Source organism: Blautia difficilis (assembly GCF_014297245.1).
Classification (GTDB): Bacteria; Bacillota; Clostridia; order Lachnospirales; family Lachnospiraceae; genus Blautia_A; species Blautia_A difficilis.
On sequence record NZ_JACOQG010000046.1, the window covers coordinates 1 to 11742 of the forward strand.

The window sequence follows — 11742 nt, forward strand, 5'->3', positions numbered from 1 at the left end:
ACATAGCTGTCGCTGATCATCGTTTTCTTATCTTTTGTAATTACATCAGATGCTGCCAGATCATACAGCAATGTTTCCTTTGGCAATGACTGTGTACTCTCTATAAACGGAATCTTAAAGCTGATTCCCGATGAGCTGATCACCCTGTCAACCTTACCAAACTGACGGATCAGCTTATATTCATTTTGCTGAGTTACTGTTACCGATGCTCCGACAGCTACAACCACTGCAAACACACCAATTAATATTCCAATTTTCTTACCTTTCATAAATTAGTCCTTTCCAAATTATATCTCTATCCTTCGTATTTCATTTACCAAAACACTTTTTATATGAAATATTTTCTGTCATTTCTTTATTCGTTCTCAGAATCATTTAAATCTTGTGTGTCCTGAGCAGGATCCGTGTTCAGTGTCTCTGTCGGATTCTCTGAACTGTTCCCTGTAAAAGAATCTAACGGCAGCACCTTCTGCACTCCATCTCCATTATCAATCACAATCTTCATTCCCGGCAACACATCTTCCATTGTCTCATAGAACATACGCTTCTTAGTGATCTCCGGATTCTTTACATACTCCTCATACATGGCATTAAAACGTGCAACCTCAGCTTCCGCTTCATTAATCCTTACCTGTTTCTGCGCCTCAGCATCCTGAATGATCTGGTCTGCTTCTGCCTCAGCCTCCGGAAGCTTTTCGTTTCTGTATTTATTGGCATTATTCAAAGCAGTTTCTTTTCCCTGCTTGGCAGTTTCTACTGCTTTAAATGCTTTCATAACTTCCTGTGTGGGCGGTTCTGAATCCTGGATTGTGATATTCACAAGTTGGATTCCCAGATCCTGTTCCTCCATCTGTTTCAGTATCATTTCTTTGATCTTGCTCTGGATTTCACCTTTTCCGGTTGTAAGTACTTCATCCACATCATAACTTGCGATTACTGTACGGATACAGCTCTGAGAAATATTTTTTAGAATATCTTCCGGTTCCTCAGAATTATAAAGATATTTTACCGGTTCTAAAATTCTGTACTCAACAAAGAAATCTACATCAATAAAGTTATAATCCGAGGTAATCATAATCCCCTCATTCTCAACCACAGAATTATCTCCCATACTATATCCAATAGGAAATCCCTGGATCGTTGTATTTACTTTCTGTACTTTCTGTATAAAAGGAATCTTAAAATGCAGTCCTGTTTCTGCCACTGCCTTCGGCACTCCGAAAGTTGTCAGTACTGCCTGTTCCTGCTCCTGTATCTGATAGGTCGCATCTCCGGCAAGCCCTGCAATAATCACCAGTCCTGCTGCTCCTATTACAATACGTTTCACATGTTTTCCCGGCTTCTGTAATTTTTTAAATGGATTTACTTTTTCGTTCACTTTTCTCCTCCGTTTCACCATTTGGCATAAGTAAATATTTTGCTTCTAAAAATTTCTGAAGAAAAGAAAAAGACTTTCATTTCAGACATAACATGAGCTCTTCTCTTAATGTCTAAAACAAAAGTCTTGCCAATTATATCATAATGCGGGCATTCTTAATCTGCCGTTCTGACGCATTTATGTACCATTTATAGGAAAAACAAGTCCAGTTCTTCATAACGATGGCCGCTACTCCCTTTTCTTTGAGCAGCATCATATCATAACTATTTACAAAATGCAAGAAATATTTTTACGTAATCTCAGCCGCATGTTATACTTAACATACAATGCTGAGTTATGGCTCAGCCCAATACCAGGAGGATTAATTCATGAAAGCATACGAACGCTTATTATCTTATGTAAAAGTATTCACTCCAAGCAGTGAAGAAACCGGTACTTCCCCATCCACACAGTATCAGTTTGACCTTGCCAGACTTCTGGTTCAGGAATTAAAAGAACTGGGTGTGAAAGATGCCGATGTAGATGAACATTGCTATGTCTATGGACATATTCCGGCAACCAGAGGATATGAATCCCGCCAAAAACTGGGCTTTATCGCTCACATGGATACAGTCTCTGATTTCTGCGATCATCCGGTTACTCCGGTTATCACTCCGAATTATGACGGCAAAGACCTTGCACTTGGAACCAGCGGCAGAGTTCTCTCCCCGAAAATGTTCCCTCATCTCTCCACATTAAAAGGCAGAACTCTCATTACTTCCGATGGAACCACCATCCTCGGTGCAGATGACAAAGCCGGAATTGCCGAGATCATGACAATGATCGAGTCCCTCAATGACAATACTATTCCGCATGGTCCCCTCTGTATTGCATTTACCCCTGACGAAGAAATAGGAATGGGACCAGCCCATTTTGATGTAAAAAAATTCGGAGCTGATTTTGCTTATACACTTGATGGTGATACAGAAGGTGAAATCCAGTATGAAAACTTTAATGCTGCCCGAGCAGTAGTAGAATTTACCGGTGTAAACGTACACCCGGGTTCTTCTAAGAATACAATGGTCAACGCAGCACTTGTTGCCATGGAATTCAATTCCATGCTCCCTTCCGCTGACACACCAAGAGATACGGAAGACTATGAAGGATTTTTCCATCTCTATTCCATAAAGGGAGATGTCTCACACGCTGCTCTCGAATATATCATTCGTGACCACAATGCAACTACTTTTGATGTCCGTAAGAAAACTATGGAACACATCACTAAAATTTTAAATGAAAAATGGGGAAAAGGAACTGTCTCACTTACCATCACAGAACAGTACCGAAATATGAAAGAAATCATCGACACCTGCATGGAACTGATCGAGCATGCAACTGCAGCATGCAAAGAATGCAATATCCCGCCGCTTATCACCCCGATCCGCGGAGGCACAGACGGTGCCCAGTTAAGCTTTATGGGACTCCCATGCCCGAATCTCGGAACAGGAGGGCATGCTTATCATGGACCTTATGAACACATTACTGTTGAAGGAATGGATATTGCTGTAGATGTAGGATTAAAGATTATCGAATTATTCTACAAATACCCCTTCATATAACAACAAGAGACCTCCATAGACAGTCCCTTATTTTCCTAATGAAATCTGATATTCATGAGTCAGTGTATGGCATTTCAAGTATTATGAGCATGAGCAGGAAGTTCAAAGTTCCAATCTGCGATTATCTTTCCCCGCCATTCCGGATGTACATGGAATCCCTGATTGTAAACCCCTGTGGACCAATCGTACTTGGAATTGATCACTCCTCTGCTGCCATGGTACAGGAGACAATGGTATGTGTAAACTGATAAAAGGGATTGAACACGAAAAAAGAAACTGCATCTCCTAGTCCATGATCCTCTGATCAGAAAATACAGTTTCTCTTTATGCTCACTATTTAACCTTTTACAGCTCCAACTGTAAAACTCTCCTGAACCTGTTTGCTCAGTAACAGATAAATCACTACTGTCGGCAGTGTAGCGATCACCATACCGGCTCCGATAATTCCCCAGTTCGTGGAATGTTCTCCTACAAAAGACATAATTCCTACAGGAAGTGTCTTGTACTGTGAACTGTCTACAAATGTGTTTGCAAATAAAAGCTCGTTCCATGTATTCAAGAATGCGAAGATACAGGAGGTGGCAATTCCAGGACGTATCATAGGCAGGATGATTCTGAAAAACATGTTGAAAATATTACATCCATCAATACATGCAGCCTCTTCGATTTCTCTTGGCAGAGCTTTGAAGAATCCGCTTAATATCATAACCGTCATCGGCATGGCAAATGTAATATACGGAAGCATCAGTCCCAGATATCCGCCTCTGATTCCCAGTCGATCCAGTCCCTGGAACAGTGGAAGCAGAGTTGCCTGTACAGGAATCATGATTCCCAAACTGAATATTGCTGCCACAATTCCTTTTGCTTTCCAGTACATTCTATTAATCGCATATGCAACCATAGATGCCAGAAGTGTTGAAACCACAACTGTCACTGCTGCATAGAAAACAGAGTTTAACAAATATCGTAAGATTTCTCCTCCCATAAGGGCCTTGGAGTAATTTTCCAGATGCCATACTTTCGGCAGACCTACCAGATTGTTGGAATCAAATATTTCTGTATTACTCTTGAATGAGAATGTTACCAGCCAGTAGAACGGGAATATCTGAATAAAAGTAAATACCGCCAGGAACAGATAGATTAAAGTCTTTTTTAATTTCATAGCACTCATATTCATCTGGCTCCTCTCAAATTATCGATGCATTTTCTTCGGATTTTTTGAAAATGCGGTTGATCAGGAAGCTGAACACCAGACACTCAAATACGATAAAGAACGCCTGGGCGCTGCCGTAACCATAGCGGCATTTTACAAACAGATTATCATACATCAATGTTGCAGGAACTTCACTGACATGGTTCGGGCCGCCGCCTGTCATAACATATACCAGGTCAAATACACGCAGAGAACCAACCAGTGCAAATGTGGCACATACTTTAATCGTCGGCATCAGCAGCGGGATCGTGATCTTCGTAGCCGCCTTGAATCCTGTAGCTCCGTCCAGTTTCGCAGCTTCATAATATTCCGGCGAAATATTCTTCACACCTGCATAGAGGATGACCATATGGTATCCGATGCTCTGCCAGATTGCCGGGATCACCGTTGTCATATAAGCAGTTTTCGGATTTACCAGCCATGCAGTATCGTTTACCATTCCCAGTGCACCCAGGATCGCATTCAGAAGTCCCTCACTGTTGAAGATCTTGCACCAGAGCTGTCCGATTACCATACTGGAGATTACTACCGGCAGGAAAAATACAGTTCTGTAAAAGCCCTCTCCCTTGATCCCGTTTGCCAGAAGGATGGCCAGGAATAACGCGATAGGGATCTGAATAAACAAAGAACCTGCTGCCAGAATAAATGAGTTCAATACAGATCTCAGGAAATAAGGATCTGTTGTAAATAGTTCTTTGTAATTTTTTAATCCTATAAAGACTTTTTCTCCGATTCCGTCGTAATTGAACAGTCCGTAATATCCTGTGGTAAACAGCGGGATCACCGCCATTACCAGAAACAGGATCAGACCCGGTGCGACGAAAACAGCGATATAGGCCTTATTACTTAAAAGTTTTTTCATAGTTTCATCCCTGCGTTATTCTGCTGCGCTGATTGCATCCTGATGTGCAGTCATAAAGCTGTCAATATCTGCGCTTCCGGAAAGTAAGGACTGAGCCTGCTCCAGATGAACAGCTGCTGCGTTTGCATTTATGATACCATCCCAGTTCTGTACACCTGTTTTTACGCCATCATAGAGATCCATTAATTTTACAAATGTCGGGGAAATCGTGTCTGTGTCAACATCTGTATTCCAGCATGGGAATCCTGTTCCAATTTCCAGAGCCTGCTCGCCCATTTTCTCAGAAATATACATTGCGAAATCTGCGGACTCTTCCGGTGTATCTGTGTTTTTGTTTACAAAGAAGGAAGCACTTGCACCGCCTGCATAATCAGCTGCATCCTGCTCGTCAGAAACTACAGGGAATGTGATCACTTCTACATCTTTAACAGCGCTGTCTTCTGCATTGTCGATAGTTCCTGCGAACCAGCTTCCGTCAAGCTGCATTGCAACTTTTCCGTTGAGGAAGTCTGCGGTAGCTTCTGCTTCGCCGTCTTCCAGAGGGTTCTTGCCAAGGATTCCTTTGTCGTATAATTCAACAACATCTTCTGCTGCTTTCTTGAATCCCTCGTTTGTGAATTCTGTTTCGCCCAGAAGTGCGGACTGTACTTCAGAAGCACCTACTTCTCTCAGTGCAAGTGATTCATACAGAGCACCTGCAAGCCATGCATCTTTTGCGCCGATAGCCAATGGTGTTACTCCGTCCAGTTTCGCAAGCGCTTCGCCGGCTGTGATCAGTTCATCATAAGTAGTAGGAATCTCTACTCCTGCCTGGTCAAATAAATCTTTGTTGCAGAACAGGCACATCATATAGCTGTCGATCGGAAGTGCATATAAATTTCCATCCAGTTCAAAGTTGCTTGTGGAACCTTCTTTAATTCTGCTCTTAATATCATCTGTTACATAATCATTTAACGGTAAAACTTTATCAGCATCTGTAAGCTGTTTCAGTTTTCCAGGTGCCCAGTAATAAAATACATCTACTCCGGAAGCGCTGCTTGCGAATTCTGTAGAGATTTTTGTCTTATAGGATTCTGTATCCAGACCGTGAAGTTCAATTTTGATATTTTCATGTTCTTTCTCGTATTCTTCTACCGCTGCCTCGAATGCCTGTGTCTGTGCACTTTCCGGGTCTGTAAACTGATGCCATACATCCAGTGTTACTGTATCAGCTGCGAAAACTGTTGCAGATGCTCCGAAAACTGTTGTTCCAACCATTGCAGCACCCATGCACGCTGCTGTAAACTTTTTCCAATTGTTCATTTTTTTCCTCCCTGAATTATGAACTCTAAGTGACTTGTTATGTTGATATTATAAAATCCGGAAGGCGTTTTCTCAATTCAGATTATTTACCTGAAAGGGTGCGATTTTTACTTTTGTACTCATTTACTGTTTTTCCGGTGTACTTTTTAAAGGATGTTCCGAAGTAATGTGCATCAGGCATTCCCACGGCCGCCGCTACTTCATATACTTTCAGATCCGTAGTATCAAAAAGCTCCATACTCTTCTCCACGCGCTTGCGCATAATATATTTCGTAATACTTTCCCCTACAGACTGTTTGAAAATACGGCTGAGATAACTGGCATTTACAAACAGATCCGATGCGATCAGGTTCAGGGACAGTTTCTCCCTGTCCAGATTCTGTTCAATATATTCCTGTGCTTTCTGAGCTACTGTATTTCCTCCTGCATTCCGTGAAATCGTCTGTATGGTTCCCTCGATTAGAGCATACAGTGTTCTGCAGAACTCCTGCAGTGTATTGATCCCTGAAATATTTTCCAGGATCTTTACCTGTTCTTCATTATCCAGGTGTTTATTGCTTTCCTTCAATACAGACATCGTATTGTGGAAGAGCAGAACCCCCAGATTACGAAGCTGAGAGATCATCAACGGACCGTTAAAAATATACTGTTCCAGATAATGGTCTATAAATCCAACAGCCGCTTCCTGGTCACCACTTTTCACTGCGATCCTGTAACTGTCGAAATTCACCGGGTAGGAATGACTGATCTGCTGCATATATTCAATATAATCCTCGTAGAAGATCAGGGTCTTTCTCTCATCCCGCATAGTGTCTACCAGTGCTTCCTCACATTCTGAGAGTATTTTCGGACTGTCATCTATTTCTTCATAATAACAGCTGACTGATGCAGCTACTGTGCCGTCTTTGCCCAGTTCAGTAATCTGTTCAAATGCATTCCCGAGCAGCTTTTTAATCTCCGGCGTTTCTTCTACAACAAAAAATATCTTGTTCTTCTCCAGGGAAAAATACCCGTAATTTTTTTCACCCAGAGCTTCATTCATGATCTCCAGAAGTTTCAGTAGGACATCGTGATCTTCCAGATCCATGATGAGCAAAACTCCCCGGACTCCTTTGTTTTTCCACAACTGAATCCGATATTCAGAAAGCTTTTCCTCAGCTTCCTCAGATTTAATATATCCGGTGACGATCCTTCGAAGCAGTTCCTGGCAGAGAACCGGGTAGATCTCCACATCTTTCGATTGCTGTTCCCGTTCCTTCAGGATCTGTTCCCGCAGCTTCACCGCAGCAGCCAGAAGTTCATCTGACTGGATCGGTTTTAACAGAAATTCTTCCACTCCTATGTGTATGGCTTCTCTAGCATATTCAAACTCCCGGTATCCGGTAACGATCACAATATGCACTGCCGGATATGCCTCCCGGATCCGTCTGCTCAGTTCCAATCCGTCTATTCTCGGCATATTGATATCCGTATATACAATGTCCGGCGTCTGCTTCTCCATCAGAGCCAGCGCGTCCTCTGCACACTGAACATTACCTGTGATATGAAAACCCTCAGATTCCCAGGCTACACTTTTTTCCATTAATATGCCTTCATATTTCTCATCATCTACTATTAGTATATTTATGACATCCTTCTCCATTGCTGTTCCTCTTCTTTGTATTAACCCTCTCTTTTATACGGAAAACGTACCCTGACTTCCGTCCAGCATCCCGGCTGGCTGGATATGGATACCGCATCCTCAACCCCATAAAATAGTTCAACTCTCTGTTTTACACTGTGAAGCCCGAATCCTGATTTCGAATTTTTATATCCGCCTTCCAGGATCAGCCGGATCTTATCTTCCGGAATTCCTACCCCATTATCTCTTACGGAAACTTCCATTAATCTGTCATCCAGTGCCTGCACAGAAATGCGCAGTTCCCCTTTGCCCTCTTTCTGGCGCATTCCATGATGAACCGCATTCTCCACCAAAGGCTGCAGGATCAGCTTCAGCATCAGAATATCCAACAGACTTTCATCCACCTCATACTCAATACTGATCTCGTTATCATACCGGATATTGATGATGGTCATGTAACTTTTGATAATATCCAGTTCTTCCCTCACCGGGATCACCTGACATCCGCTGTTCAGACTGTTTCGGTAAAATCTCCCCAGAGCCTGCGTCATCTGGAAGCTTTTGTCCTGATCCCCGATCAGAGTAAGGCCGCTGATCACATCCAGAGTATTATACAGGAAATGGGGATTGATCTGCTCCAGGATCAGGTCCAATTCATTTTTTCGGATGATCTTCTCTTCTTCCTTAGTTCTTTCCAGAAGTTTACGAATGGAATTCAGCAGATTATTATAGGTTCGTTTCAGGTTGGTGATCTCATCTTCACATTCTTCATCTACTTCCATATTCTCAGGAATAGATTTCGAATACATCATCTGTTCTTCCATTTTCTGGATCGGTCTGCTTACTGTACGGGAAATAGAAAACCAGCACAGGATCAGCATACCTATATTGACGATCAGTACAATGATCGTATCAAAGTAGCTGATGCTGTTAGAAAAGCTGCTCAGCGGAGTCTCTATGGCGATCGTCCAGCCATCTATCATAGATGAGATTTTTTTATACACCATGGAATTTTCTCCGCTACGTACGATCTTCGTCTCATTTTCTTTTAGAGATCCGATGATATCCCTGCTTACATCATAGTTTTCTTTTTCCTCCGGCCCGAAGATCAGAGTGTCATTCATCAGCACATAAAAATTGGAATTCAGGTTTCCTCCCACAGAGTCGAAAATCTCACGGATAGTTTTCTCATCAATATTTACCATGAGGATTCCAAGTTTGGAATAGTCTGTTTTTTTCTTGATCACACGGATCATGGAGAGGATGTTTCTGTTTTTGCTTTTGTAACTGACAATCCCTCCTCCGTCTGTCTCGAAGATCCAGTCTCCGTCCTTTTCCATGGCTTTCTCATACCAGTAGGCGTCTTCTACAGAAATCTCTTTCTTTAGGACAACCTCTTCTCTGTTACACATAAAAGAATTTCCTATATTGTCATAAAATACAATAGAGGAAATATAATCTCCTGCCAGCATGATATTGGTCAGACAATCTTGCAGTTCTGTTCTGGTCTTCACTGTCAGATTGCCTTTGGATACTTCTTCCAGAGTATCCTGAAACATTTTGCTCCAGAATACTGCATAAGTATCCTGGTTTACATGATCGATCATCAGCTCCAGGTTACTGTCAATCGCATGAAGAGTTTGTGTTGTCATTTCACCGATGTGCTTCACATTGGATTTCTGACTGCTGTATACCACTGTTCCTACGGAAATAACAGACGACATTAAAATGCAGGCAAGAAACAATACCCATATTTTTGTCTTTATTTTCATCCTTTTCAAACTCTTCATGCATCCACCTCTTGTTTCTTATATTAATTTTATCAATGCCACTCCATATGCAGGAAGATTAAATTCCAGCACCATTTCTTCTCCTTCTACCTTAACAGATAATTCCTCTGTTTTCAACTCAGAAGCTTCTTTTAATTCCTCTACCTGCGCCGGAGTCGGATAAGTGGGGCATCCCATTTCTTCCCATTGTTTTTTTGCATTTGCATGAGTGTCATCAATTCTTTGAATCAACGCTTTGGTGCCTGTAGCATTTTTGATATGAATTTCCACTTTTTCTTCTGCAGCCGGTTTTCCGATCATTTCCTGATTATAGGTCAGAATGGCAAGTTTGCCGTCTTTGTCCATAACCGGGCAGATTCCTATATGGCCCTGTTCTTCCACTTTCGGAAATCGTTCTTCCCCCAGCTGGTGCATCAGTTCAAAAGCGCGATATACCGGTTTCGGAATACCATGAATCGTCTGCAGTCCGAATCCTCCCCTGAATTCTCCCGGAACCTGTCCATGTTCTTCGAAAATATCAGAAAATGTCCAGAATGAATATGCTTCTACATATCCATAGTTATCAATAAGAGTTTTAGTCACCAGCGCAGAGCTGTAAGGTGTATCATGGAATTCATCGCCTTCATTAGCTGAAGTGTTCCATTCTGTATAATATAAAGGAAGATTTCCTGCCTCATGCTTCGCAATACGAACCATCTTGGTCAACAGACCTCTGCGGTCTATTTCTCCGCTGTTTATGCTGACTTCTTCTCCGAAGAAATTATCCAGATGCATATCCGCATTCCAGTTGGGATCATCTGATGGATAATGATGAGTGGAAATGAAATCAAGCGGCACAGAATTTTTCTCACAATAGCTGATGAAATCCGGGATCCATTCGTTATTGGCAGTAGCCGGTCCACCGGTTCTCAGGTTGGCACCTACACTTTTTACTGCTCTGGCAGTATGTTCATATAATAAGAAATAATCTTCCTGGCTTCCTGCAAAAAAGAAATCCAGATCCGGTTCATTCCATACCTCAAAGAACCATTTCTCCAACTCTTCCATCCCATATCTGCTCTCCAGATGTTTCAGCAGTTCAACGATCAATCCATCCCACAGTTCGAAGCTCTTAGGCATGGTAACGTTTCCTTTATAATAGAAGCAAGTCTGATCATCTGATGCAAATGGCGTCGGCATAAAACTCAGTTCCAGAAATGGCTTCATATCAATGCTTAACAAAAAGTCAAGGATATTATCAATATTGACAAAATTGTATTCGTACTTTCCAGGCTCAACTTCTCTGACCACACTCATCTGATCATTAAAAAGTCCATGAAAACGTACATACTGAAATCCCAGATCTTTCTTCGCTTTTCTCAGCATCATTCTGTAATCTTCACGCAATGCGGTATATGCATGGCAGGCTCCTACACACTTTTCCCAATAGTGATCAAATCTGGTTTTTGGCGCGTTCTGATCTACATAAAACTTCAAATTCTCCATCTTTTCCTCCTGAAAATGCATTTTATTTTTATTATAAACACACCATTTCTTTCCATGCAATACACCCTGACCGCAAAGTCAAAATCCCAACCTATTCTGTAAAAAAAACACCCTAATGCCCTAGTTTTCGCAAATCCCAGCCAGAAAAAAGGAATGGTTTCCCCTTTGAAACACACAAAAAAACCAGCTAATAACTAGCTGGTTTTTACTGTATCTTCAAAACTACATACATGTTGACATTTCCTTGAGATTCATTACTTCCTGCGATTCTTGGTCAAGCCCTCACCCGATTAGTAACAGTCAGCTCCATGCATTACTGCACTTCCACCTCTGCCCTATCTACCTCGTCGTCTTCAAGGGGGTTTACTTCTTAACGAATGGGATATCTCATCTTAAGGGGGGCTTCACGCTTAGATGCCTTCAGCGTTTATCCCTTCCGGGCTTGGCTACTCGGCCGTAGACTTGGCAGTCTAACCGATGCACCAGCGGCCCG

10 protein-coding genes and 1 rRNA gene are annotated in these 11742 nt (G+C 42.0%); 2 read left to right on the forward strand and 9 right to left on the reverse strand.

The window, feature by feature from the left end; translation table 11 throughout:
* A partial coding sequence (locus H8Z82_RS15825) for an SPFH domain-containing protein (protein ID WP_243176507.1) occupies positions 1-269 on the reverse strand: 269 nt, incomplete at its 3' end.
* A gap of 86 nt (positions 270-355) precedes the next feature.
* The gene (gene hflK, locus H8Z82_RS15830; protein WP_330608013.1) at positions 356-1378 is read right to left on the reverse strand and encodes an FtsH protease activity modulator HflK; all 1023 of its coding nucleotides are present in this window, start codon (positions 1376-1378) and stop codon (positions 356-358) included.
* 368 nt (positions 1379-1746) lie between these two features.
* On the opposite strand from hflK, the gene pepT reads away from it, so the two are divergent.
* Entirely contained in the window at positions 1747-2976 is a 1230-nt protein-coding gene (gene pepT / locus H8Z82_RS15835) for a peptidase T (RefSeq protein WP_186995658.1), read from the forward strand.
* A 38-nt stretch (positions 2977-3014) separates the two neighbouring features.
* Entirely contained in the window at positions 3015-3224 is a 210-nt protein-coding gene (locus tag H8Z82_RS15840; RefSeq protein WP_019160928.1) for a hypothetical protein, read from the forward strand.
* A gap of 89 nt (positions 3225-3313) precedes the next feature.
* Here H8Z82_RS15840 and H8Z82_RS15845 read toward each other — a convergent pair whose 3' ends face one another.
* The 7 genes from H8Z82_RS15845 to H8Z82_RS15875 all read right to left on the reverse strand — a co-directional run.
* The gene (locus H8Z82_RS15845; protein WP_186995660.1) at positions 3314-4147 is read right to left on the reverse strand and encodes a carbohydrate ABC transporter permease; all 834 of its coding nucleotides are present in this window, start codon (positions 4145-4147) and stop codon (positions 3314-3316) included.
* A gap of 16 nt (positions 4148-4163) precedes the next feature.
* Complete coding sequence (locus H8Z82_RS15850; protein ID WP_019160926.1) at positions 4164-5051, reverse strand: carbohydrate ABC transporter permease; 888 nt, start codon at positions 5049-5051, stop codon at positions 4164-4166.
* Positions 5052-5066: 15 nt separating this feature from the next.
* Complete coding sequence (locus tag H8Z82_RS15855; protein WP_019160925.1) at positions 5067-6353, reverse strand: ABC transporter substrate-binding protein; 1287 nt, start codon at positions 6351-6353, stop codon at positions 5067-5069.
* Between the two features lie 82 nt (positions 6354-6435).
* Positions 6436-7995, reverse strand: coding sequence for a response regulator transcription factor (locus H8Z82_RS15860; RefSeq protein ID WP_186995661.1), 1560 nt, complete (start codon positions 7993-7995; stop codon positions 6436-6438).
* A gap of 20 nt (positions 7996-8015) precedes the next feature.
* A complete protein-coding gene (locus tag H8Z82_RS15865; protein WP_186995662.1) occupies positions 8016-9764 on the reverse strand; it encodes a cache domain-containing sensor histidine kinase in 1749 nt (582 codons plus the stop codon).
* Positions 9765-9782: 18 nt separating this feature from the next.
* Positions 9783-11249 (reverse strand): GH39 family glycosyl hydrolase, encoded by a 1467-nt coding sequence (locus tag H8Z82_RS15870; protein WP_186995663.1) that lies wholly within the window; start codon positions 11247-11249, stop codon positions 9783-9785.
* A gap of 270 nt (positions 11250-11519) precedes the next feature.
* Positions 11520-11742, reverse strand: a 23S ribosomal RNA gene (locus tag H8Z82_RS15875); the annotation flags it as partial.

Excerpts from the sequence above, each read along its gene's own strand:
- H8Z82_RS15860 (WP_186995661.1), bottom strand. The coding sequence starts at position 7,995 with ATGGAGAAGGATGTCATAAATATACTAATAGTAGATGATGAGAAATAT.
- H8Z82_RS15865 (WP_186995662.1), bottom strand. The coding sequence starts at position 9,764 with ATGAAGAGTTTGAAAAGGATGAAAATAAAGACAAAAATATGGGTATTG.
- H8Z82_RS15855 (WP_019160925.1), bottom strand. The coding sequence starts at position 6,353 with ATGAACAATTGGAAAAAGTTTACAGCAGCGTGCATGGGTGCTGCAATG.
- pepT (WP_186995658.1), top strand. The coding sequence starts at position 1,747 with ATGAAAGCATACGAACGCTTATTATCTTATGTAAAAGTATTCACTCCA.
- H8Z82_RS15845 (WP_186995660.1), bottom strand. The coding sequence starts at position 4,147 with ATGAGTGCTATGAAATTAAAAAAGACTTTAATCTATCTGTTCCTGGCG.
- H8Z82_RS15870 (WP_186995663.1), bottom strand. The coding sequence starts at position 11,249 with ATGGAGAATTTGAAGTTTTATGTAGATCAGAACGCGCCAAAAACCAGA.
- H8Z82_RS15840 (WP_019160928.1), top strand. The coding sequence starts at position 3,015 with ATGAAATCTGATATTCATGAGTCAGTGTATGGCATTTCAAGTATTATG.
- H8Z82_RS15850 (WP_019160926.1), bottom strand. The coding sequence starts at position 5,051 with ATGAAAAAACTTTTAAGTAATAAGGCCTATATCGCTGTTTTCGTCGCA.